Below are 23014 nucleotides of genomic sequence, written 5' to 3' on the forward strand. Positions count from 1 at the left end.
CCTTACCGATTCCTTACGCGGTTTGCGCAGGTCACGCGGCCCACCGCGCCGGACCGTGGCGCCGGTGCGCGTCCGGGGTTGTGGCGGCGGACGGCGGGCGGCACGATCGTGTTCTGTGACCGCGAGGAGGCGGCGGTGGGAGACATCGGGTGGCTCGGGCGGACGGTCCTGATCGCGGTGGGCACCGTGGGCGCGGCCGGGGCGGTGACGGCGCTGCTCCTGGCTTCGGCCGACTCGTCCGGGCCGGCGGAGGAGGTGGCCGAGCGCCGTGCCGGGGCGCGGACGCTGCCCGGCAACACCCCCGCGCAGCTCGCCGTCGTCCGGGCCTGCATGGTCGGTGACCCCCTGGTCATGGCGCCGATCCCGGGCGATCCGGTGAACTCGCAGACGTTGACCGGGCCGGGGACGAGCGTGTCCGACTTCCGGGTGCTGGCCGAGTCCGTCCGCGACTCGCGGGGGCGGACGGTCCTGCTCGGCAGCGGGACGGCGTTCCGGCTGTGCGCGCTCGACCGGTCCGGCAGGCCGACGACGAGCGACCGGGCTCCGCGTCAGGCCGCCCACCCCTGGGGCGTCCCGCTGACGATCGTCCCCGACCGCGTGATCTACGACCACACGGGCGGCGGTGATCTGCGTTTCGACGATCCCGATTCCAAGACGGGCTGGGAGCTGCACGTCGCCGGGCGGATCGCGCCGGGCGCCACGCGCATCACCTTCACGGGTTCGGACGGCAGGTCGGCGGAGGCCCCGGTGACCGATCGGTTCTTCGTCCTCAGGAGGAGCGGCGGCGGTACGAGCGGCCCCTTGCCCGGTGGTCAGATGGTTCCCGTGACGGTCAGGCTCTACAACGGCGACCGGGTCGTGAAGGAGTACCCCACTCAGGTGGACTCGGCCATCATGGCGTAGCCCGCTCGGCCCGGAACGTCCGGCGGTATGTGTCCGGGGGCACGCCGACCGTGCGGTTGAAGTGCCGGCGCAGTGTCGTCGCCGTGCCCATGCCGGTGCGCGACGCGATGGCGTCGATGCCGTCGTCGGTCTTCTCCAGAAGCTCCTGCGCGTGGCGGATGCGCTGGGTCAGCAGCCATTGCAGCGGAGTGGTGCCGGTGACCGCCTGGAACCGGCGGCCGAGGTGGCGCGAGCTCATCCCCGCCTGGCGGGCCAGGTCGTCCACGGTCAGCGGCTGGTCGAGCCGTTCGATGATCCAGGGGAACAGGGCGGCGAGGGGGTGGTCGTCGCGGGCGGGCACCGGGGCGGCGACGAACTGGGCCTGCCCGCCGGCGCGGTGCGGCGGGACGACCAGGCGGCGGGCCACGGTGTTGGCGACCGACGAGCCGTGGTCGAGGCGGACGATGTGCAGGCACAGGTCCATGGCGGCGGCCTTCCCGGCGGACGTGAGCACGCTGCCGCTGTCCACGTAGAGGACGTCCGGGTCGACGTCCACCCGGGGGTAGCGGGCCGTGAGGGCCTCGGTGTGCGCCCAGTGCGTGGTGGCGCGCTTCCCGTCCAGCAGGCCGGCGGCGGCCAGCACGAACGCGCCCGTGCAGAGGGAGACCACGCGCGCGCCCGCCTCGTGCGCGGCGCGGACCGCGTCCACCAGGCCGGCGGGCGGGTCCTCGTCGACGTCGGCCAGGCTCGGGACGATCACGGTCTCGGCGTCCCGGAGCCGGTCGAGCCCGAGGTCGGGGGACACCCGGAACGGGCCGACCTGGACGCCGGTCGAGCCGCACACGGTGACGTCGTACCAGGGGACGGTCACGGCGGCAGGCGGGTCGGCGAACACCTCGTAGGCCAGGGACAGCTCGAAGTGCAGCATCCCGTCGGTGACGGCCAGCGCGACAGTACGCATGTCCGGAATTGTACGGGTCGTGGCGTTCCAGACACTCGCGGGCGCCTGCCCGCCACCGAAGAATGATCGCCATCGGGTCGGTCAGGACAGGGAGAGCCCATGCAGCAGGTGGCGGTGTTCGGCGCGTACGGGCACACCGGACGGTTCGTGGTGGCGGAACTGCGGGAGCGCGGGTTCGTCCCGGTCCTGTCCGGGCGCGACGCCGGGAAGCTCGCCCTCCTCGCGTCCGAGTCCGGCTTCGGGGCCCGGCCGGCGTCGGTGGACGATCCGGCCTCGCTCGACCGGGCGCTGCACGGCGCGGCGGCGGTGATCAACACGGCCGGGCCGTTCGCCGCCACGGCCGCCCCCGTGATCGAGGCCGCGCTGCGCGCCGGGATCCCCTATGTCGACGTGGCCGCCGAGATCGAGGCCAACGCCGACACGTTCGCGCGGTTCGGCGGCCGTGCCCGCGCCGCCGGAGCGGTGGTCGTCCCGGCGATGGCCTTCTTCGGCGGCCTCGGCGACCTGCTGGCCACGGCGGCGATGGGCGGCTGGACGGCGGCCGACGAGGCGCACATCGCCTACGGGCTGAGCGGCTGGCACCCGACGGAGGGGACGCGCGCCTCCGGCGACGTCTCCAGGGAGCGGCGGGACGGCCGGCGCGTCCGCTACGCGAACGGGCGGCTGGAGTACCGCACCGACGCGCCGCCCACCCTGAAGTGGTCCTTTCCGGAGCCGATGGGCGTCCGGGAGGTCATCGGGGAGTTCACGATGGCCGACGTGATCACCATTCCCAGCCACCTGCCCATCCCCGAGGTGCGCACCTACATGGCGGTCGAGGCGGCCGCGGACCTCTCGTCCCCCGACACCCCGGCACCGGCCGCGGCGGACGAGCGCGGGCGCTCCGCGCAGACCTTCCTCGTGGACGTCGTCGTGCGCGCGGGCGGCAGTGAACGGCGCGCCGCGGCCGGCGGCCGGGACATCTACGCCGTCACCGCGCCGCTCGCCGTGGAGGCGGTCGCCCGCATCCTCACCGGACGGACGAAGGTCACCGGAGTCGCGTCCGCGGGCGAGATCTTCGACGCCGCCGACTTCCTCGACGCCCTGTCCCCGCACATGACACTCGAACTGCACCGATAAGGGCCCGGCACCTCTCAGGTGACCAGGCCGCGGCGGTAGGCGTAGACGACCGCCTGGACGCGGTCGCGCAGGTCGAGCTTGGTGAGGATGCGCGAGACGTACGTCTTGACCGTCTCCTGGCTGATCACCAGCGTCGCGGCGATCTCGCTGTTGGACCGCCCGTCGGCAATGAGCCGCAGCACTTCCAGCTCGCGCGGGGTCAGCGCGGTCTCGGGCGGGGCGCCCTCGTCGGTCGGACGGATCCGGGCCGCGAACCTGCCGACGAGCTGCCGGGTCACCTCGGGGGCGAGCAGCGCGGCGCCCGTCGCGACGGTGCGGATACCGTGCAGGAGCTGCGCCGGCGGGGCGTCCTTCAGCAGGAACCCGCTCGCGCCCGCGCGCAGCGCCTCGTAGACGTACTCGTCGAGGTTGAACGTCGTCACCACGAGCACCTTGACGGGGTCCGGCACGCCGGCGCCGGCCAGCAGGCGGGTGGCCTCGATGCCGTCGAGCACCGGCATCCGGACGTCCATCACCACCATGTCCGGTTTCAGGCGGCCGGCGAGGTCGACGGCGGCGCGGCCGTCCCCGCACTCGCCCACCACCTCCAGGTCGGGCTGCGCGTCGATGATCGTCGCGAACCCGGTGCGGATCAGCGCCTGGTCGTCGCAGACCAGCACCCGGACCGGCTCGGTCACGACGCGCTCTCCGCCGGGATGCGGGCCCGGACCGTGAAGCCGCCGTCCGCCCGCGCGCCCGCGCTGAACTCGCCGCCCAGCGTCTCGACCCGCTCGCCGAGGCCGGTGAGCCCCCGTCCGCCGCCGCCGGGCGACCCGGACCGCGATCCGGAGCCGTCGTTCCCGACCTCCACGGTGATCTCCCCTTCGCCGTACCGCACCCGGACCTCGGTCCGGCTGCCGTGAGCGTACTTGAGCACGTTCGTCAGGGCCTCCTGAACCACCCGGTAAGTAGTGAATTCGGCACTACCGGTGGATCTCGCCGGTTTTCCCTCCTCGGTGAACTCGACCGGCTGCCCGGCCCGGCGCGTCTGCTCGATGAGCGTGCCGAGGTCGTCGATGGACGGCGTCCTGAACTCCCCGCCGTGGTCGGGGTTGAGCACGTCCAGGAGGTGCCGCAGATCGGTGATGGCGCGCCGGCCGGTGTCGGTGACGGCGGTCAGCGTCTCGTCGAGCCGGTCGGGGGCGGCGGTCAGGTACCGGGCGGCCTCGGTCTGGACGACCATCGCCGTCACGTGGTGGGTCACGATGTCGTGGAGTTCGCGGGCGATGCGGGCGCGTTCGGCGGCGCGGGTGTCGGCGGCGACGCGGAGGCGGCGCTCGGCCTCGGCGGCGCGGGTGGAGCGCAGCCACGCGCCCACGCCCCAGATGAGGCCCAGCGCGAGGTAGAACGTCACGTACTCGTCCGGCCGCTCGCCGCCGCCGTTCCGGTCGAGGGCGACCGCCAGCACCGCGTACGCCGCGGTGACGACGACGATGGCGGTGCGGCGGAACCGGTCCAGGTGGGCGCCGACGCTCAGCACCGCGATGGCCAGCCCGGTGCCCGCGAACGTGTGGTAGCCGCGGAGCTGGTCGATCGCGAACCCGATCGCCACGAGGACGAGGCACACGTCCGGCCAGCGGCGGCGCACCACGAGCGGGAGGCTCTGCAGGACGACCGCGACGATCGCCAGCGCATCGTAGGGCCGGCTCGGGAGGCCGCCGACGTGGGTTCCGAGGCCGTGCAGCGCCGGGATGAGCGACCCGACCGCCAGCAGCAGCGCGAGGGGCAGATCCCGGACCATGGCGTCCCATCGGCGCCACATGTCCGGGATCGTCCGGAGATCGATCACTGGGCGAGGCTAGCGGGCGCGGCGGCGCGGGCGCGGCCCCTCCGGGGAACCAGGGTGCCGCGCCGGTGGGCCAGCCACAGGAAGGCGGCCGTCGCCGCGAGGCCGAACCCGACCGAGTACAGGCTCGCCTCAGGGCCGAACTCGCCGCCGCTGATCAGCTCCGGGCCGGAGGTCGCGCCGTTCAGCAGCCCGTCGGGGCTCTCGCTGCCGGAGACCGCGGTGCCGAAGATGCCGGCGCCGGCGAAGTTCCAGGCGAAGTGCAGCCCGATCGGCAGCCACAGGGTCCGGGTCGCGGCGTAGGCGGCGGCGAGCATGCCGCCCGCCTCGATCGCGATGGCGAGGGCGCCCCACACGGTGGCGTTCTCGTTGCCGAGGTGCATCAGGCCGAACACCAGGCCGGTCACCGCCAGCGACCACCAGGTGCCGATGTACCTCTCGATGATGCGGAAGAGGACGCCGCGGAAGAGCAGCTCCTCCGTCACGGCGGCGGCGGCCATGAAGCCGACCAGCGCGATCGGGCCCGTCGCCGAGCCGAAGCCGGTGACCTCGTAGTCACCGAGGAAGGCAAGGTTGGCGATGACGGCGCCGAACATCGCGAGGCCGATCAGCGCGCCGCGGCCGAGGGCGGGGAGCGCGCCCGCGCGGGCCAGCTCGTCCACCGGGCGGTGCTCCGTCCGGCCGACCACGAAGGCGTACACGAGCAGCGCCAGCACGGCGGACGCGAGGCCGAGGCCGAGCGTGGGGAGGGTGTCCCATTTGACCGCCTGGGTGGCGGCGCCGCCGGCGGCGGCGACCGCCCCGACCGCCAGGAGCTGGATCAGCAGCTTCATGTCGACTCCTTCGCGAGATCCCCGCGGCAGGGGCGCCGCGGCCAGGAAGAACGCTATGGATCACGCGATTCGGAATCTTCACCGTGCGGTGGACACTCTCCGGTAGCTCGCACGGGGGACAGGCCCCCCGTACGGGCCATGCCGTCAGGCGGGCTGAAGCTCGCGGGCCGGTGCCCGCCGGTTCCTGATCGGCCGGGTCACCTGCTTGGCCACGCACGCGGGCACGCCCCTTCCGGCCTCCGCCAGAGGCTCCGCCTGGCGGCGGTAGGCACTGGGCGGCATGCCGACCAGTTCGGTGAAGCGCGTGCTGAACGTGCCCAGCGACGAGCAGCCGACCGCGAAGCAGACGTCGGTGACGCTGAGGTCGCCGCGGCGGAGCAGCGCCGCTGCGCGCTCGATGCGCCGCGTCATCAGGTAGGCGTACACCGACTCGCCGTACGCCTGCCGGAACTGGCGGCTGAGGTGGCCTGCGGACATGTGCACGCCGCGGGCGAGCGCCTCGACGTTCAGCGGCCGCGCGTACTCCCGGTCGATCCGGTCGCGGACGCGCCGCAGCCGCGCCAGTTCGTCCAGGCGCTGCGCCTCGGTGCGGGCGCGCCCCCACTCGGAGTAGCACATGGCGGGACTCCCTCAGCCGATCTCTTGGATGCGGACCATGTTCCCGGCCGGGTCGCGGAAGGCGCAGTCGCGGATGCCGTAGGGCTGCTCCGTCGGCTCCTGGACGACCTCGACGTCGTGGGCCTGCACCTTCTCGAACGTGGCGTCGAGGTTCCGGGTGGCGAGCAGGATCCAGCCGTAGGTCCCCTTGGCCATCATCTCGGAGATCACGCGGCGCTCGTCGTCGGTGACCCCGGGGTCGGCGAACGGCGGCGCCAGCAGGATGGACGTGTCGGGCTGCCCGGCGGGACCGACCGTGATCCAGCGCATCTTGCCCTGCCCGACGTCGCTGCGGACCTCGAACTCGAGGACGTCGCGGTAGAAGGCGACGGACTCGTCCGGGTCGTCGTGCGGCAGGAAGCTGGTGTGAATGGTGATGTCCATGCAGATCAGGCTAGGCGCGCGGCCGCGGCCCGCGCTTCTCGATTCCTGACCGATCCGGCGGGGCCCGCCCGAAGGCCGGTTTGCGGGGCTTTGTGGTTGTTCTGGCTTTAGGCTTTCCGCCGTGACCTCTGGGGAGATGGTGATCGACGGCCGCTTCGAGCTGCGCGGACGGCTCGGCAGCGGCGGGATGGGCACGGTCTGGCGCGCGTTCGACCTCGCCCTGGAGCGCGAGGTCGCGCTGAAGGAGGTGCGGCTCGCCGACGCCGGCACCGGCGACCTCGACCCGGACTTCGCGCGGATGATGCGCGAGCGGGTGATGCGCGAGGCCCGCGCCCTCGCCCGGCTCGACCACCCCAACGTGGTGACCATCCACCACATCGTGGACTCCCCCGACATGCCGCATCCGTGGCTGGTGATGGAGCTCGTCCGCGGGCAGTCCCTCCAGGACCGGTTGGCGCAGGGGCCGCTGTCGCCCGCCGAGGGGGCCGCCGTCGGGCGCGGGCTCCTCTCGGCGCTGCGGGCGGCGCACGAGGCGGGCATCTGCCACCGCGACGTCAAGCCCGCGAACGTCCTGCTGCGGGCGGACGGGACGCCGGTCCTCACCGACTTCGGCATCGCGGTGCTGCAGGAGGCGTCCCGCGTCACCGTCACCGGCGGGCTCGTCGGCTCGCCGGAGTACATCGCGCCGGAGCGGCTGCACGGGCACGAGGGCGACCCGGCGTCCGACCTCTGGTCGCTCGGCCTGCTGCTCTACGTGGCCGTGGAGGGGGCGAACCCGCTGCGCCGCCCGACGACGGCGGCGACCCTGGCCGCCGTCATGACCGCGCCGGTCCCGCCGCCGCACCGCGCCGGGCCGCTGGCGCCCGTCCTGCAGGCGCTGCTGGCGCGGGACCCGGCCGCCCGCCCCAAGGCCGACCAGCTGGACCACATGCTCGCCCAGGCCGCCGGCCAGGTCGCGACGTCCTTCGGCTCGCCGCCTCCGCCTCCGCCCCTCGTCACGATGCCGGGCCCCGGGACGCACGCGCCGCCGCCCCCGCTGCCGGCCACCCATCCCGGACGTCCGCGTCAACGCCGCTCCCCCCTGGCCGCGGCGGTTCTCGCCGTGGTGGCCGGGGCGGCGGCGATCCTCCTCACGATGGTCCTCCTGATCATTCCGGCGTTGATGGACGACGACGAGCCGGAGGGAACCCGCACTCCGTTCGACGCCGCATCCTCGTCGTCCTCGTCGAAGGGCCGCACCGGGGCGAAGGGGAGCGACGGCGGCGGCGAGAAGGTCGCGTCGCTGCTCACTCCGGCCGCCGTCCGCAACGTCATCAATAAGTTCGAGGAGGCGTCCGGCAGCAGGGAGTTCGCCGAGTTCACCGTGTACGAGAAGCACGCCTCGGCCGACGCCCCGGTGGCCGGACGGCGCGGCGCCTTCGACAACTACACCTACGAGCGCGGTGCGGACGCGGCCGTCCGGAACCGTCCCAGCATCGCCATCACGACCGGTGACGCGAAGGTGAACCTCCGCGCCTTCGACTGGGACGCCCTGCCGGCGTTGATGAGCCGCGCGGCGCGCACGCTGAAGGTGCCGAAGCCGACCAACAGGTACGTCATCGTGAAGGCGTCCTGGACGTTCAACGGCGACCAGCCGACCATGCTCGTCTACCTCACCGACGACTACGGCGGCGGCTACCTGGCGGTGAACACCAAGGGCAAGGTCATCAAGACCGTCCCCGCAGGCCCTTAGCCGGGTACCGGGATGCGGGCCAGGACGGGCAAGGGCGCCAAGCCGTATTGGTAGTAGTCGACCGTGTCCGCGCCGGAGGTATGCGCAGTGCCGACCTTGGCGGCGAGGTGGTCGGCGGACGTCGTGTCGGGGAGACCGGGGCGGAGGACGGCGCGGAGGGTGGTGTCCGGGCCCAGGGCCTTCCGGTAGGCGGTTACGTCTTCGGCCACGCGGGACGTGTCGCGGGCGTAGCAGAGGATCGCGTAGGACGGGACGACCGAGGCCAGGGACGCCGGGTCCACGCCGATCCGCCAGGCGGAGGACGCGGCAGGGGCACCGGTCGGGCGGCCGTCCGCGTAGCCCAGCACCGCGCCGGTCAGGTCCAGGAACGTCAACCGGGAGCCTTCGGCCGCCACGGCTTCGGCGGCTGAGGCGGCCAGGGTGGTGACGATCGGGGATCGGGCTCGGGCGTAGTTTTCGAGGACGTCCGGGATGTCGTGGGCGGGTGGGCCGCCATCCAGAACCGCACTCACCAGGCGGGACGCCTCGGCGCGGGCCTGTTCAGCGTCCGGGATGCGGGCCCGGCAGTGAACGCAGAAGCACAGGCCCAACGCGAATTCGGCCGCTGGGCCCAGGTCTACGAAGGATCGTTCGTGGTGGTAGCCGTGCCCGAACGTCCCGAAGTGCAGGGATTCGGTGACGACGGAGTCCACGCCTTGGCGCGCGATGGCCCGGGCCAAGGCGATGGTGTAGGCGCGTACCTCCGGGTTGGACGGGCACAGGTCGGCGGGCGCCGCACGGTCGCCGAAACAGTTCTCCTGGGTGACGTCCGGGAAGGCGAGGCCGAGCGTGGTGTTGTGCAGGAACACACCCCAACCGTGGAGGGGCACGCCAAGGGCCTGGGTCTGTTCGCGTAGGACGCGGATGGGTTCCTGATCTGCGCCCTTCTGGACGGGTGGCACGAGACGCAGGCCGTCGAACAGGTCGCCCAGGGGGAAGTGGACTCCGTCGTGGCGGAAGGTGACGCGCGTCCTGCCGTGGGGTGTCACGTCACGTGCGCGGTGGTAGGCGGCGCCGATGGTGATGGATGAGACGCCGTGGGAGAGGATCCGCGCGGCATCGGCACCGGGCAGATCCTCCACCAGGACGTAGAGGGAGGAGTCCATCAACTCTTCTTATGGGCGACGAAGTCGATCTCGACCAGGATGTTCATCAGGTCGGAGCCCACCGTGGTCCGCACCGGGTACGGCGTGTTGAAGTGCGCGCGGTACACCTCGTCGTAGGCCGCGAAGTCGCGGTGGAGGTCCTGCAGGTGGACGGTCGACTTCACCACGTCGTCCAAGCCCAGGCCGTGCTCGCGCAGAATCGCGGTCAGGTTGGCGAGGACCTGCCGGGTCTGGGTGGCGACGTCCGTGCCGACCACTTCGCCGGTCTTCGGGTCGATCGGCCCCATGCCGGACGTGTAGACGAAGTCGCCGGCCACGAGGCCCTGCGAGTAGGTGCCGAGCGGCTCGGGGGCGTCCGAACTCCGTAGTTCGCGCTTGCTCATCGATCTGTCTCCTTCAACGGGTGACGGTGTCTTCGGCGGTCTTCAGCAGGTCGAGGTCGGCGCGGTTGGGGAGTCCCTCCCAGTCGCCGCGGACGGTCACGGCGTACGCGCCGGCGGCCGCCGCGGTGGCCAGGCGTTCGGCGACGGGACGTCCGCGGACGAACTCGGCCAGGTAGCCGGCCGCGAACGCGTCCCCCGCACCGACCGGGTCGACGACCGGGACGCGGTGGGCGGGCCGCACGTGCAGGCGTCCCTCGCAGAACGCGACCGCCCCGGCCGCGCCCCGCTTCACCAGCACGTCGCGGGGGCCGAGCGCGGCCAGCGCGGTGGCGAGCCCGGCCGCGTCGTCGCCGGCGGCGACCAGCCGCGCCTCCGCCTCGGTCGCGAACACCAGGTCGGCGCGCTTGACCAGGTCGCGCAGGCATTCACCGGCCTCGGCGGGCGTCCAGAGCGCGGTCCGGTAGTTGAGGTCGAGCGACACGGGGACGCCGGCGTCCCGTGCGGTCTCGACGGCGTCGTCGAGGGCCTGCCGGGCGGTGTCGCTGATCGCGGCGGTGATGCCGGTGACGTGCAGGACGCGCGCGGACCGGATCAGGTCGTGCGGGACGTCCGCCGGCCGCAGCCGCGATCCGGCACTGCCCGTCCGGTAGTACTGGACGCGGGTGAGTGTGCCCGAGCGGCGCTCCTTGAACAGCAGCGCGGTCGGCGCGGTCTCGTCCACCACGCTGTGGTCGAGCCGGACGCCCTCGCCGGCGAGCGCGGTGGTGATCAGCCGGCCGAACTCGTCGTCGCCGACACGGCCGAACCAGGCGGCGGTGCCGCCGAGCCGGCACATCCCGATCGCCGTGTTGGACTCGGCGCCGCCGATGCCGAGGTCGAGGCTGCGGGCGTGCCGCATGGGCCCGACGACGGCGTTCTCCAGCCGCGCCATGGTCTCGCCGAACGTGACGAGGTCCGTCATCGGGCGGCCTCCACGGCGGCGAGCAGGCGGGATGCGCGGTCGGCCAGCGCGGTCAGGGATCCGCCGTCGAGGGCGTCGCCGATGAGGGAGCCGCCCGCACCGACGGCCACGGCCCCGGCGGCGATGTAGTCGGCGGCGTTGCGGGGCCCGATGCCGCCGGTCGGCAGCAGCGGGACGTCCCGGAACGGTCCGCGGAGGTCGCGCAGGTAGCGGGGGCCGAACGCGCCGGCCGGGAACACCTTCACCGCGGTGGCGCCGGCGTCCCATGCGCGGGCGACCTCGTTCGGGGTGAGGGCGCCCGGATAGTAGGCGACGCCGTGCTCGCGGGCCACGGCCGCGACCTCCGCGCGGGTGTCGGGGGCGACGAGGAACGACGCACCGGCGGCCACGGCGGCGGACGCCTCGGCGGCGGTCCGGACCGTTCCGGCGCCGAGTTCGGTGCCGGCGGGCAGCCGGTCGCGGGCGGCGCGCAGCGCGTCCGGGGCCCCCGGGGTGTTCAACGTGATCTCCAGGCAGCGGACGCCGGCGGCGGCGAGGGTGTCCAGGACGTCGGCGACGCGGTCGGCGCGGGTGCCGCGCACGACGGCGACGACTCCGGTCGCCGTCAGCGCGCCTCCCGGCGCCAAGCGGGGGGTCATGGTCGTCCTCTCAGAAGTACGTGCGGATCAGGTCGGTCACGGTGTGGTCGTCGTCCACGACCGGGATGACCTGCCACTTGTCGAAGGCCGTGCACGGGTGGGAGACGCCGAAGCAGATCAGGTCGCCGGGACGCGGAGCCGGACCCTCGACCGCGAGATAGGCGTGGTGGTCGTTGGTGGCGGTGACGCGGAGCCCCTCGGCGGGGAGGATCGTGCCGTCCGGCCGGCGGACGCGCAGCGGGACGGGCAGTCCCGCGTCGTAGGGCGCCTCCCGCTTGCCCATCCCGACGATCGCGAGGCCGGGTTCCGGGACGGACGTCACCTGCGCCCAGATCTCCAGTGCCGCGTCCAGCGACCCGGGGACGCGGTTGAACGGCGTCCGCTCGGTGTAGATGCCGTCGTCGTGGGAGACGTAGGCGCCGCTCCGCAGGACCACGGTGAGGTCGTGGCCGGGCAGCCAATCGCCCGCGAGCCGTTCGGCGACCTGGTCGAAGTAGGCGCTGCCGCCCGCCGTGACGATCACCTCGGACGGCAGCAGCGGCGACAGCGCGACGGTCGCGTCCCGCAGGCCCTGGAGGTAGGCGCCGGCGGAGGCGACGTCCGGCAGCCCGCCCTCGTACCCGGCGACCCCGGCCAGCTCGGTGCCGGGCGCGGCGGCGACGGCGCGGGCGACCTCGGTCAGCTGCTCGACGGTCCGGCAGCCGGTCCGCCCGTTCGCGTGGCCCAGTTCGACGAGCACCTGGAACGGGCGTTCCCCGGCCGCCGCCGAGATCGCGGCGACGCCTTCGGCGGAGTCGGCGTAGAGCAGGAACTCCATGCCCTTGTCGACCTCGCCGCCGAGCCAGCGCAGCGCGGTCGGGTCGAGCAGCTCGTTGGCCAGCAGGATGCGGGGGACGCCGAACGTCCGGTAGGCGAGCACCTGGTTGGCGGTCGCGGCGGAGATGCCCCACGCGCCGGCGTCGAGCTGGGCCCGGAACAGCGACGGCGCCATGGACGTCTTGCCGTGCGGCGCGAACGCCAGCCCGTGCTCGGCGCAGAACGCGACGAGCGCGGCGATGTTGTGCTCCAGCGCCGTCCGCCGCGCCACCATGACCGGCCAGGTGAACGGCCCGCCGAACAGCGGATGCCGGGCGGCGGCGAACTCCTCCAGCGGCACGGGCGCGGGCTGCCACAGCCCCTTCGTCCGCCAGTCCACGTGCTCGGCCGGCACGGTGATGCTCACGGCTGGTTCCCTCCTTCGGTACGGCCTTCGGTACGGCCTTCGATACGGCGGCGGCGCGGCCGGGTCGAGCCGAGCACGCGGGAGATCTCCAAGCCCGCCCGCTCCACCATCGGGCCGACCTCGCGGACCCGCGCCGGCGTCATCCGGGACGTCAGCCCGGACACGCTCAGCGCGCCGACCGCCCGGTCGTTGTGGTCGAAGACCGGTGCGGCGACGCAGCGGACCTCCGGCTCGTTCTCCCGGTCGTCCACGGCGTATCCGGTGCGCCGCACCCGCTCCAGCTCGGCGGCGAGCCGCGCCGGGTCGGTGATCGTCCGCTCGGTGGCGGGCGGCATGCCGGCCGCGACCACGGCCTGGAACTCCTCGTCCCCGAGCCAGGCGAGGATGGCCTTGCCGACCGCCGTCCGGTACGCGGGCATGCGCATCCCGACGCGGGACGCCATCCGGACGTTGTGCTCGTTCTCCACCTTGTCGATGTAGAGCACTTCGAGGGCGTCGTAGACGACGAGGTGGCAGGTCTCCCCCACAACGTGCTGGAGGCGGCGCAGCGGGTCGGCGGCGACCGAGCGGATGTCGAGCGACGACAGGTACGCCTGCCCGAGCCGCAGCACCCCGTGCCCGAGCCGGAACCAGCCCGTCTCCCGGTCGCGGGTGAGCAGGTCGCCGTCGATGAGCGGCTGCGCGAGCCGCAGCACGGTGCTCTTGCTGATCCCGAGGTCGTCGGCGATCCGCGTCAGCGAGACGCCGCGCGTGTCGGTGTTCTCGCGCACATGGTCGAGCACCGCGAGCGCGCGGCGCAGCGACGACGACTGGTTGCGGGGCTTCTCCCGCTCACGGGGTGCCGCCCCACCGGGCGACGCAGCCCGCCGTCGGGGCTGGTCATTGCGTTCGTCCTGGTCAGTGGTCATGTCGTGCTCCCGGGAAGCAGGCCGCGGCGGAGGACGTCCCGCGCCGCGGCCAGGTGCCGCCCGGCGCGGGCGAGCGAGATCTCATGATGGCCCGGCAGCAGCATGTCGATCTCCAGTTCGGCGAGCCGCTCCAGGCTCGCGGCGTACTCGGGGACGCGCGCGTCGTGCACGTTCTGCAGGGAGACGCGTCCGCCGGTGAACACGCAGTCGCCGGAGAACAGCGCCCGGCCCTCGGGCGCGTCCAGTAGGTAGCAGGTGTGCCCGTCGGCGTGCCCCTGCGTCGCGACGGCGGTGAGCACGACTCCGCCGCCGAGGTCGATCCGCTCCCCGTCCCCGATGGGACGCACCGAGGGGCACGCCGTGAACGCGTACTCCGGCGGATACACCCCGGAGGCCTTCCCGCGATCGACGCTCAGCATCCGCTCCGCCCCGGACGCGATCCACGCGTCCGCCGGAGCCCCCGCCCGGACATCGAGGTCCGGGACGAGCCGCGCCGCCTCGGCCGCCCCGCCGGCGTGATCGGCGTGCCCGTGCGTGAGCAGCAGATGCCGCTCCCGCGCGGGCCCCGACGCCGCGAGCAGCCGCCGCGCGAACAGCCCCGCGGACGCCCCGGCCCCCGCATCGATCAACGCCGCGCCCCGGGGCCCGCGCACCAGGTACACGTGGCAGTCGAGCGCATCGGTCAGGTCGAACCCGGCGCCACCGCTGCCGACGAGCTCGACATGCTGCGTCAGCCTCACGCCGGCCCCCCGGAGAGGGAGCGGACGGTCTCGGTGACCAGGCGGGCGGCGACGTCGACGTCGGCGAGCGCGACCGACTCGTCGGCGGAGTGCGCGTCGGCGATCGAGCCCGGCCCGAAGACCACCGAGGGGATGCCGGCGCGGGCGAGTTTGCTGGCGTCGGTGCCGAACGGCATGCCCTGGACGGACGCGGGGCGCCCGGCCGCCGCCAGGGCGCGGCACAGCGCGGCGGGCACCGGGCTGGTGGCGGGCGTGTCGAGCGCGTAGTCGACGGTGAAGGGCTCGTCCACCTCGACGCGGCCGGGAATGAGCGCGACCAGCTCCTCCCTGTCCCGCTTCCACACCTGGAGGGGATCCTCGCTCGGGAGGGTGCGGCGGTCGATGTCGATCTCGCAGCGGCCGGGGACGGTGTTGGGGCCCTCACCGCCGCGGACCCGGGTGACGCACCGGGTCGCGGGGCCGAGCAGCGGATGGGGCGGGACGCCCGGTGCCGCCCCGCCGATGTGGTCGATCACGCGGGCCATGAGGGTGACGGCGTTGACGGCCTCGTCCGGGCGCGAGCTGTGCCCGGCCTCGCCGAGCGTCCGGACGGTGTAGCGGACGCAGCCCTTGTGCGCCGTGGCCGGGACGAGCCCGGTCGGCTCCCCCACGATCGCGCCGACGACCGACGCGTCCGCGAGGTCGCGGATCAGGCCGAGGACGCCCTGGTAGGCGTGCTCCTCGTCCACGACCCCGGCCAGGACGACGCCGAACGGCGGCGGATCACCGGCCGCCAGCTCCGCCACGGCCAGCATGAAGGCGGCGAGCGGCCCCTTCGCGTCGCAGGCGCCGCGCCCGTACAGCCGGCCGTCCCGGATCGTCCCCGCGAACGGGTCGATCGTCATGCCGCCGGTCTCCACCGTGTCCAGGTGCGACTCGAGCAGCACCACGCGCGGGTCGCGTCCCGGCACGGTCGCGACCACGTTGGGACGTCCCGGCAGGACCTCCCGCAGCTCGGCCCGCACGCCGCGCGCGCCCAGCCAATCGCGGACGTACCGCGCGACCGCCGCCTCCCCGAGGCCGGGCCCGGCCCCCGCGCCCGTCACGGGCCCGCCTCGCGGATTGACGCTGGCGATGCCGACCATCGCCGCGAGCAGCTCCCCCGATGCCGTCATCAGGACCGCCGTTCCCGCGCGTAGGCGAGCAGCAGCGCGATGATGAGCAGCCCGAGCATGATCTGCCGGACGCCCTCCGACATGTTCCACGCCGCCAGCAGCGCGGTCAGCAGCGTCAGCAGCAGCGCGCCCGCGACGGTGCCGAGCACGTGCCCGCGTCCGCCGAGGATGGACGTCCCGCCGAGCACGACCGCCGCGATCGACAGCAGCTGGTACGGGTTGCCCATCGTGAGCGAACTGGTGGACGTGAACCCGAGCAGCACCAGCCCGGACACCCCCGCCAGCACGGCGCACGCCCCGTAGGCGATGAACGCCGTCCGCGCCAGCGGCACGCCGGAGGCCCGCGAAGCGCGCTCCCCGTTGCCGAGCGCGAACACGTACCGTCCGACGCGGGACGCGTGCAGCAGCCAGGCCGCGACCGCCGTGATCCCGATCCACAGGACGAACGCGAGCGGCACGCCCGCCACCCGGTCGTTGGCCAGCGAGGCGAGCAGCGGCACCTGCGCCGACTTCGGCGATCCCTGGGTGTAGACCAGCAGCGCGCCGGCGACGATCGTGCCGGTGGCCAGCGTCATCACCATCGGCGGCACCCGCAGCCACGTCACCCCCGCGGCGTTCGCGAGCCCGACCAGCAGGCTCGCGGCGAGCGCCACCGCGATCCCGGCGGGCCCGCCGGACCCGGACGCGACCTGCGCGCACACCACCGCCGACAGCGCGACGACCCCGGACACCGACAGGTCGATGCCGCTCATCATCACGACGAGCGTCTGGCCGATCGCGACGATCCCCAGGAAAGCGGCGGTCTGCACCAGGTAGCGGACGCTGGAGACGCTGTCGAACCCCTTCGCGAACAGGATCGCGGCGACCCAGGTCACGATCAGCACGCCGAACGCCCACGCGGGACGGTTGTCCCGCAGCACCTTCGGCACGGCGGCGACGGCCGTGCGCGGCAACGCGGTCATCATTCCGTCCTCTCCCTCGTCGCGAACGTCTTGACGGCGATCGCCACGATCAGCACCGCGCCCTGCATGATCAGCTGGTAGAAGGGCGACAGTCCGGTGAACAGCAGCAGGTTCGCCAGCAGCCCGATGAGCAGCGCGGCGAGCACGGTGGCGCGCATCTGGCCGACGCCGCCGAAGAAGCTGACCCCGGCGAGCACCGACGCGGCGATCGAGTTCAGCGTGTACGGGGCGCCGATCGTGGCGTCCCCGGAACCGGTCTGCACGGCGAGCCCGATGCCCGCCAGCCCGACGAACACGCCGGCCAGCGCGTAGGCGGAGATCTTCACCTTGCGGGTGGCGATGCCGCTGGCGTACGCGCCGTGCTCGTTGCCGCCGACCGCGTACAGCGACAGCCCGAACCGCGTCGTCCGGACGATCTTCCAGAGCAGCAGCACCAGGACGATCACCACGAACGGCAGCGCGATCCCGTTCCAGCCGTTGTTGTAGGCCTTCACCAGCCCGGACGGGACGCTGCCGCCCGGCTTCGGCAGCACCACCAGCGTGACGCCGCCCCACAGGAACGACGCCGCGAGCGTGACGATGATCGGCGGCAGCCCGGCGAAGGCGACGAGCACGCCGTTGGCGGCGCCGGTCGCGGCGGCGACGGCCAGTGCCAGCACGGCGGCCGTCAGCACGCCGTCCTCGGCCCGGACGGCGAACACCGCCATCGCGAGCGCCAGCACCGAACCGAGCGACAGGTCGATGCCGCCCGCCAGCATCACGGTGCTCTGCCCCATCGCCGCCAGGATCAGCGGCAGGAACTGCGCCGACAGGATCGTGATGGACGCCGGGGTGAACACCTCGGAGTCGTAGTGGCTGTAGGCGGCCAGCAGGACGGCCAGCAGCGCACCGAGCCCGACCACGTCCAGATTGCCGCGCAGTACCCCGGTCAGCCTGTCAGGCATGGGCCACCGTCCCGGTGACGGAGGCGCGGACGAGCCGCTCCTCGGTGAGGTCGCCGCCCGACAGCCGGTCCACGACCGCGCCCTCGTACATGACGGCGACCTCGTCGCACAGGCCGACGAGTTCCATGGTGTCTCCCGAGGTGACCAGCACCGCGACGCCGCTGCCGGCCAGCCGGCGCAGCAGGTGGTAGATCTCGCGCTTGGTGCCGACGTCGATGCCGCGCGTCGGCTCCGCGAGCAGCAGGATCCGCGGCTCGGCCGGCAGCCAGCGGGCCAGCGCGACCTTCTGCTGGTTGCCGCCCGACAGCCGGCGGGCCTCCTGCTCGGGGCCGGCCACCTTGATCCGCATCCGCTCGATCAGGTCGGCGACCAGCGCGGCCTCGGCGCGGCGGTCCACGGTGGTGAGCCGCCGCGCGGGCGTCACGGTGCCGAGGTTGGTGAGGGCCAGGTTGGCCCGGACGGTCTGCGCCACGTGCAGCCCCTCGACCTTGCGGTCCTCCGGCACGTAGGCGATCTTGCGGCGGATCGCCTCGCGCGGGGACGCCAGGCGGACGGGCCGTCCGTCCAGTTCGATGCGCCCGGTGTGCCGGACGAGCCCGAACAGCGCGCGCAGCACCGCGCGCTGCCCCTGCCCCTGGAGCCCGCCGAGACCGATGATCCGGCCGGGTTCCAGGTCCAGGTCGACACCGGCGCAGGCGCCGGGAACGGTCAGCCCCCGCGCGCTCAGCACCGCCTTCTCCGCCGGGCGCCCCGCAGACCGCGCGGCCTCCGCGGGCCGTTCGGCCGGTGCGGGCCGTTCGGGCTCTGCCGCCTTGGGCGGGAACAGGTCGGACAGCTCCCGCCCGATCATCAGGTGGACGATGTCGTCGTGGTCGGTCTCCGCCCGCTCTCGGGTGGCCATGACCGCGCCGTCCTTGAGGACGGTCAGCCGGTCGGCGATCGCGAACAGCTCGCCCATCCGGTGGCTGACGGTGATCACGGACGAGCCCGCCGCGCGCAGCTCGTCCACGACCTTGAACACGGCGCCGACCTGGTCGTCGTCCAGCGCGGACGTCGCCTCGTCCAGGATCAGCAGCCGCGGTCCGGACGCGAGCGCCTTCGCCAGCTCGACGAGCTGCTGCTGCCCGAGCGGGAGGCGTCCCGCCCGGGTCAGCGGATCGACGTCCAGGCCCACGCGGTCCAGCAGCGGGCGGGCGCGGCGGGCGAGGTCGCGGCGCAGGACGAGCCCGCGCCGCGCCGGCCACTGGCCGAGGAACACGTTCTCGGCGACGCTCTGGTGCGGATTCAGGCTGAGCTCCTGGTGCACCGAGCCGATCCCGACGGCCCGAGCGCGATGCGGGGACCAGTCCCGCACGGGCTCCCCCTCGTACACCACGCGTCCGGAATCGGGCGCCAGCATCCCCGTGACGAGCGACAGCACGGTGCTCTTGCCCGCGCCGTTCTCGCCCACGAGGGCGAGCACCTCACCGGCGCGGACGTCGAAGCTCACCTCGTGCAGGACGCGGTTGCCCGCGAAGGACTTCGAGACCTGCTCGACGGCCAGGAGCGTCATCGCTACTTCCCGATCAGCTTGTCGATCTCGGGCTGCGGCAGCGGCTGGATCGGGTAGGAGTCGTCCGGCTGGTCCGGCTTGACGTACTGGTCCAGGTTCTCGTCGGTGATCTCCGGCAGCGGGACCATGATCTGGTTCGGCACGGTCGCGCCGCCCGCCTTCGCGACCGCCGCGCGCAGCGCGATCACGCCGAGGTAGTTGGGCTGCGCGGTCGACAGCGAGGAGAACCCGTCGGCCTTGTGCTCCTTCCACATCTTGAGGAAGCCGTTGTAGTTCTCGCCGGTGATCGGGACGAGCTTCTTCTTCTGCTTCAGCAGCGTCTGCATCGCCGCTGCCGACAGCGCGCCGCCCTGCGCGAACACCCCGTCGATGTCGGGGTTCGCCGAGTACGCCGACGCGAACGCCTGCGCCGCCGGCGCCAGGTTGTACTCGCTGTGGATGTTCGCGACGACCTTGATGTCCGGGAACTTCTTCAGCGCCTCCTCGGCGCCCGACCAGCGCTCCTCGCTGACCGCCACCCCGGCCGGGCCGTTGAAGGCGATGATCTCGCCCTTGCCGCCCAGCTCGTCGCCGAGCCACTGGCCCATCATCCGGCCCCACTCCTTCTGGTCGGTGCCGACGCGCACGACCTTCTCGGAGGTGACCAGGCTGTCGAAGTTGACGACCGTGATGCCCGCGTCGACGGCCTGCTCCATCGCCGGGTTCAGCGCGGTGGACGACCCGGCGTCCACCAGGATCACGTCGTACTTCTGCTGGATCATCGCCCGGATCTGGGCGATCTGCTGGGAGGTGTCGCCGTTGGCGTTGAACACCTGGTAGTCGGCGATCTTGCCGTCCTGCTTCAGCTTCGCGACGTCCTCCTTCAGCATCTTGTCGGTCTGCTGCATCCACGACGGCGTCAGGTAGATGGTGGACCAGCCGACCTTGAGGGCCTTGGACTTGTCGCCGCCGGACGAGCCTTCGTCGCCGGAGTCGACGCCGCACGCGGCGGTGGCGGCCAGCGTGCCCAGCGCCGTGACGGCCACGACGGCGCGCGTGAACCTACCGATCATGGGGGTACTCCTTGTGACTGTCCGGGGCCCGGCCGGGCCCCGGCGAACTGGGCGGGGGGAATGTGGGGGATCAGGCGGGTCAGGCGGGTCTCAGTGCACGCCCCGGCGCGGCCTCCTCCAGGACGCCGTCGCGCAGCGCGATCTCGCCGTTCACGATCACGTGCTCGACGCCCACGGCGGGCGTTCGCGGCCGTTCATAGGTGGCGCGGTCTCCGACGGTGGCGGGATCGAGGACGACGAGGTCGGCGGCGCGCCCCGCCTCGACGCGGCCCCGGTCGTGCATGCGGAACCGCTCGGCGGCGCGTCCGGCCAGGTGCACGGCGGCCTGCTCCCAGGTCCAGTCGCCGAGCTCCCGGACATGCCGTCCCAGCAGCCGCGCGAACGCGCCCCACCCCCGCGGGTGCGGGTGCCCGCCCTGGTAGATGGCGTCCGAGCCGGTCGTCTGCGCGGGATGCCGCAGCAGCGCCCGCACCGACTCCTCGCTGTTGGTCGGCGGCTGCCCGAACACGCACCCGGCCTCCAGCCGCGTGGCGACGAGCAGATCGCAGCAGAACTCGCCGGGGCCTTTCCCGGCCCGCTCCGCCGCGTCCGGAAGCGTCATGCCCTCGGCCCACCGGAACTCACCGGCCGGGACGTGCGACAGCGTGATCCGGGGCCACACCTCGGCCCGGTGCGCGAACCACTCGGTCTCCAGCCGGTCCCGGACGGCCGCGTCGGCGAGCGCGTCGAGGGTCGCGTCGAGATCGGCGATCGGCAGCCACGAGGGCAGCGTGACCAGCGTCAGCGTGCTGGACCCGCGCAGATAGGGGTAGTTGTCGAAGGTCAGGTCGATGCCCGCCGCCCGTGCGCCGTCAACGAGGCCGATGAGCTCGTCCCCGGGCCCGTGGTAGTGCGACACGTGCGGGGCCACCCGGCCGGCCCGCGCGATCTCCAGCACCTCGGCCATCGCTTTGGCGGCCTCGGCCTCGTAGCCGCGCATATGGGTCACGTAGGGCAGACCGGCCGCGCCGACCGGCGCGCACAGGGAAGCGATCTCCTGCGCCTCCGCGTAAGCGCCGGGCACGTACTCCAGCCCGGTCGAGAGCCCGGCCGCGCCTTCCGACAGCCCCCGCTCGACGTGCGCGAGCATCGCGGCCAGCTCCCCGGCGTCCGGCGCCCGCCGCGCGGTGCCCATGACGCCGTGCCGGATCGTCCCGTGCGGAAGCAGGTACACGGTGTTGAGCGGAACGCGCCGGTCGTACGTGGCGAGCAGCTCCGCCACCGACACCGGCCCGCCGTCCAAACCCGGATGGGTGCCGTTGACCGGTGCGAAGTAGCGTCCGACGTACCGCAGCGTCTCCGGACCGGCCGGCGCGTAGGACACGCCGTCCTGCCCGAGCACGAAGGTGGTCACGCCCTGCCGGAGCGCCGCGAGCTGTACGTCGCGGTCGAACACGGCCGCGTCACCGTGCACATGGGTGTCGATGAAGCCCGGCATGACGTACCGACCGCCGGCGTCGATCTCCGCGACCGCCCGCGCCCCCGGCAGAACGCCGACCTCGACGATCCGGCCCGCGGAGACGGCAACGTCCGCACGGCGCCCGGGGCCGCCGGTGCCGTCCAGCACCGTCCCCCCGCGAACCAGCAGATCGTACATTGGACCTCATTCACCCCAGAGAGCGCGTAACCGGACTTCCATCCCGGTAATCCGGGAGGCTAGGCGCACCCCAGGGCCTCGCACCAGATTTGCAACACATCATTTTGCACTGCACAACCACCCCTCCGACCTGCGACGTTACCCAGGAACGTGCTCCGAACCGGGCGCAGGCCAACACCCGCCGTGGCTGGGACGTGGTCACACGGAGCGCGGCATGCCGCCGACATCAACCCCCGCCCTCTGACCGAGCCTCGTTCACCTGCGGCGTGTTGTTGTTATGCGGGCCCGCATAACAACAACACGCCGCAGGTCAACGGTTAGGGGCGGGGGCGGCGGAGGAGGTGGGGCTTCACTCGGCCCAGGCCCTGGAGGGGGCGGGGGCGCAGGGACGAGGTGTCGTAGTCGCTCTTCGGGAGGGCGGCGGCCAGGGCCGGGCCCACCAGGACCGTTCCCGGGTAGGCGGTGGAGGTCAGGCGGGCGGCCATGTTGACCGGGGTGCCGAAGACGTCGCCCAGGCGCTGGATCACCTCGCCGTAGGCCAGTCCGACGCGGATCTTGGGGGAGGCCGGGTCCTCGTTGAAGCGCTCCGCGATGCGCAGGCCGATCTCGGCGGCGGCCGAGGGGGTGGGCGCGACGAACAGGACCTCGTCGCCGAGGGTCTTGACGATGCGGCCGCCGGCCTCCGCGACGATCTCCGCGGCGGTCGACTCGAAGCGCTCGATGAAGGCGGCCAGGGCGTCGCTGTCGAGGCGGCTGCTCAGGCGGGTGAAGGAGACGATGTCGGCGAAGCCCACCGCGAGGTGGGCGAGCCCGGCGGCGGGGTCGGCGTGGGCGGTGGCCGTGGTGGCGGCGGCGCGCATGCCGGCGGCGGTGAGCTGGCGGCGCCAGCCGTGCAGGAGGAGGCGCTCGAACGCCGGGCGCAGCTCCTCGGTGGCCAGCAGCGCGGCGGTGACGGCGTCGGCGGTGAGCGGCTCGTCGGACGGCAGCTCGCCGAGCCGCGCCAGCCAGACGTCGCCGAGCCAGCTCGCGAGGCGGCCCATCGTCTGGCCGACGGCGCGGGCCAGCTGGAGGACCATCTCCTCGTCCACCATGGCGTGGGAGAGCAGGTCCTTGATCTCGTGGAGCGCGGCGACGTCGCCGTCGGTGAAGGCGACCTCGTCGTCGGGCGGGGCCGGGAAGCCGAGGGCCTGCCAGATGCGGCGCGCGTAGTCGTCCGTGACGCCCGAGAGGGCCTCGACCTCCTTGCGCGTGTAGCGCAGGGGGCCGCCGAGGAGGGTCTCCTCGATGTCGTCCGCCATGGCGGCAAGCCTATGTGCCATCGATC

General features: G+C 73.4%; 23 protein-coding genes. 3 read left to right on the top strand and 20 right to left on the bottom strand.

Features of this window, described 5'->3' with window-relative positions; genetic code table 11:
- Nucleotides 1–135: 135 nt before the first annotated feature.
- Complete coding sequence (locus ABFX46_RS08235; RefSeq protein WP_346040753.1) at nucleotides 136–903, top strand: hypothetical protein; 768 nt, start codon at nucleotides 136–138, stop codon at nucleotides 901–903.
- Here the strand turns inward: ABFX46_RS08235 and ABFX46_RS08240 are convergent.
- Nucleotides 893–1843: a helix-turn-helix domain-containing protein gene (locus ABFX46_RS08240; RefSeq protein WP_346040754.1), complete on the bottom strand. Its 951-nt coding sequence runs from the start codon at nucleotides 1841–1843 to the stop codon at nucleotides 893–895. The two genes, ABFX46_RS08235 and ABFX46_RS08240, sit on opposite strands and share 11 nt — an antisense overlap.
- 99 nt (nucleotides 1844–1942) lie before the next feature.
- Between ABFX46_RS08240 and ABFX46_RS08245 the strand changes: the two genes are divergently transcribed.
- Nucleotides 1943–2962 carry a saccharopine dehydrogenase family protein gene (locus ABFX46_RS08245; RefSeq protein ID WP_346040755.1) on the top strand — a complete coding sequence of 340 codons (1020 nt, stop codon included), beginning with the start codon at nucleotides 1943–1945 and terminating at the stop codon, nucleotides 2960–2962.
- A 14-nt stretch (nucleotides 2963–2976) separates the two neighbouring features.
- Here the strand turns inward: ABFX46_RS08245 and ABFX46_RS08250 are convergent, their stop codons facing one another.
- The 5 genes from ABFX46_RS08250 to ABFX46_RS08270 form a co-directional block, all read right to left on the bottom strand.
- Nucleotides 2977–3639: a response regulator gene (locus tag ABFX46_RS08250; protein ID WP_346040756.1), complete on the bottom strand. Its 663-nt coding sequence runs from the start codon at nucleotides 3637–3639 to the stop codon at nucleotides 2977–2979.
- The gene (locus tag ABFX46_RS08255; protein ID WP_346040757.1) at nucleotides 3636–4790 is read right to left on the bottom strand and encodes a sensor histidine kinase; all 1155 of its coding nucleotides are present in this window, start codon (nucleotides 4788–4790) and stop codon (nucleotides 3636–3638) included. Before ABFX46_RS08255 ends, ABFX46_RS08250 begins: the two co-directional genes overlap by 4 nt.
- Nucleotides 4787–5620: a CPBP family intramembrane glutamic endopeptidase gene (locus tag ABFX46_RS08260; protein ID WP_346040758.1), complete on the bottom strand. Its 834-nt coding sequence runs from the start codon at nucleotides 5618–5620 to the stop codon at nucleotides 4787–4789. The genes ABFX46_RS08255 and ABFX46_RS08260 overlap by 4 nt, the downstream gene beginning before the upstream one ends.
- Before the next feature lie 144 nt (nucleotides 5621–5764).
- A complete protein-coding gene (locus ABFX46_RS08265; RefSeq protein WP_346040759.1) occupies nucleotides 5765–6238 on the bottom strand; it encodes a helix-turn-helix transcriptional regulator in 474 nt (157 codons plus the stop codon).
- A gap of 12 nt (nucleotides 6239–6250) precedes the next feature.
- Nucleotides 6251–6661 carry a VOC family protein gene (locus tag ABFX46_RS08270; protein ID WP_131941955.1) on the bottom strand — a complete coding sequence of 137 codons (411 nt, stop codon included), beginning with the start codon at nucleotides 6659–6661 and terminating at the stop codon, nucleotides 6251–6253.
- 121 nt (nucleotides 6662–6782) lie between these two features.
- On the opposite strand from ABFX46_RS08270, the gene ABFX46_RS08275 reads away from it, so the two are divergent.
- Nucleotides 6783–8393: a serine/threonine-protein kinase gene (locus ABFX46_RS08275; RefSeq protein ID WP_346040760.1), complete on the top strand. Its 1611-nt coding sequence runs from the start codon at nucleotides 6783–6785 to the stop codon at nucleotides 8391–8393.
- Here ABFX46_RS08275 and ABFX46_RS08280 read toward each other — a convergent pair.
- The 14 genes from ABFX46_RS08280 to ABFX46_RS08345 all read right to left on the bottom strand — a co-directional run bounded on the left by ABFX46_RS08280 (nucleotide 8390) and on the right by ABFX46_RS08345 (nucleotide 22988).
- Nucleotides 8390–9538 (bottom strand): hypothetical protein, encoded by a 1149-nt coding sequence (locus tag ABFX46_RS08280; RefSeq protein WP_346040761.1) that lies wholly within the window; start codon nucleotides 9536–9538, stop codon nucleotides 8390–8392. The genes ABFX46_RS08275 and ABFX46_RS08280 overlap by 4 nt on opposite strands.
- Nucleotides 9538–9921 (bottom strand): RidA family protein, encoded by a 384-nt coding sequence (locus ABFX46_RS08285; RefSeq protein WP_346040762.1) that lies wholly within the window; start codon nucleotides 9919–9921, stop codon nucleotides 9538–9540. The genes ABFX46_RS08280 and ABFX46_RS08285 overlap by 1 nt, the downstream gene beginning before the upstream one ends.
- Before the next feature lie 13 nt (nucleotides 9922–9934).
- Nucleotides 9935–10882: a sugar kinase gene (locus tag ABFX46_RS08290; RefSeq protein WP_346040763.1), complete on the bottom strand. Its 948-nt coding sequence runs from the start codon at nucleotides 10880–10882 to the stop codon at nucleotides 9935–9937.
- A complete protein-coding gene (locus ABFX46_RS08295) occupies nucleotides 10879–11520 on the bottom strand; it encodes a bifunctional 4-hydroxy-2-oxoglutarate aldolase/2-dehydro-3-deoxy-phosphogluconate aldolase (protein WP_346040764.1) in 642 nt (213 codons plus the stop codon). The genes ABFX46_RS08290 and ABFX46_RS08295 overlap by 4 nt, the downstream gene beginning before the upstream one ends.
- Before the next feature lie 10 nt (nucleotides 11521–11530).
- Complete coding sequence (locus tag ABFX46_RS08300; RefSeq protein ID WP_346040765.1) at nucleotides 11531–12742, bottom strand: alanine racemase; 1212 nt, start codon at nucleotides 12740–12742, stop codon at nucleotides 11531–11533.
- Nucleotides 12739–13650: an IclR family transcriptional regulator gene (locus ABFX46_RS08305; RefSeq protein ID WP_346040766.1), complete on the bottom strand. Its 912-nt coding sequence runs from the start codon at nucleotides 13648–13650 to the stop codon at nucleotides 12739–12741. Before ABFX46_RS08305 ends, ABFX46_RS08300 begins: the two co-directional genes overlap by 4 nt.
- On the bottom strand, nucleotides 13647–14390 hold the full coding sequence (locus ABFX46_RS08310) for an MBL fold metallo-hydrolase (RefSeq protein ID WP_346040767.1): 744 nt from the start codon (nucleotides 14388–14390) through the stop codon (nucleotides 13647–13649). The genes ABFX46_RS08305 and ABFX46_RS08310 overlap by 4 nt, the downstream gene beginning before the upstream one ends.
- Nucleotides 14387–15544, bottom strand: coding sequence for a M20 family metallopeptidase (locus ABFX46_RS08315; RefSeq protein ID WP_346040768.1), 1158 nt, complete (start codon nucleotides 15542–15544; stop codon nucleotides 14387–14389). Before ABFX46_RS08315 ends, ABFX46_RS08310 begins: the two co-directional genes overlap by 4 nt.
- On the bottom strand, nucleotides 15544–16509 hold the full coding sequence (locus ABFX46_RS08320) for an ABC transporter permease (RefSeq protein ID WP_163063019.1): 966 nt from the start codon (nucleotides 16507–16509) through the stop codon (nucleotides 15544–15546). The genes ABFX46_RS08315 and ABFX46_RS08320 overlap by 1 nt, the downstream gene beginning before the upstream one ends.
- Nucleotides 16506–17450 carry an ABC transporter permease gene (locus tag ABFX46_RS08325; RefSeq protein ID WP_346040769.1) on the bottom strand — a complete coding sequence of 315 codons (945 nt, stop codon included), beginning with the start codon at nucleotides 17448–17450 and terminating at the stop codon, nucleotides 16506–16508. Before ABFX46_RS08325 ends, ABFX46_RS08320 begins: the two co-directional genes overlap by 4 nt.
- Nucleotides 17443–19002 carry a sugar ABC transporter ATP-binding protein gene (locus ABFX46_RS08330; protein WP_346040770.1) on the bottom strand — a complete coding sequence of 520 codons (1560 nt, stop codon included), beginning with the start codon at nucleotides 19000–19002 and terminating at the stop codon, nucleotides 17443–17445. Before ABFX46_RS08330 ends, ABFX46_RS08325 begins: the two co-directional genes overlap by 8 nt.
- 2 nt (nucleotides 19003–19004) lie before the next feature.
- On the bottom strand, nucleotides 19005–20054 hold the full coding sequence (locus ABFX46_RS08335; protein WP_346040771.1) for an ABC transporter substrate-binding protein: 1050 nt from the start codon (nucleotides 20052–20054) through the stop codon (nucleotides 19005–19007).
- A gap of 79 nt (nucleotides 20055–20133) precedes the next feature.
- The gene (locus ABFX46_RS08340; protein WP_346040772.1) at nucleotides 20134–21690 is read right to left on the bottom strand and encodes an N-acyl-D-amino-acid deacylase family protein; all 1557 of its coding nucleotides are present in this window, start codon (nucleotides 21688–21690) and stop codon (nucleotides 20134–20136) included.
- 317 nt (nucleotides 21691–22007) lie between these two features.
- Nucleotides 22008–22988, bottom strand: a complete 981-nt coding sequence (locus ABFX46_RS08345) for an adenylate/guanylate cyclase domain-containing protein (protein WP_346040773.1) — start codon at nucleotides 22986–22988, stop codon at nucleotides 22008–22010.
- Between the last annotated feature and the right edge of the window lie 26 nt (nucleotides 22989–23014).

This window comes from Actinomadura chokoriensis (assembly GCF_039529475.1).
GTDB classification, from domain to species: domain Bacteria; phylum Actinomycetota; class Actinomycetes; order Streptosporangiales; family Streptosporangiaceae; genus Spirillospora; species Spirillospora bangladeshensis.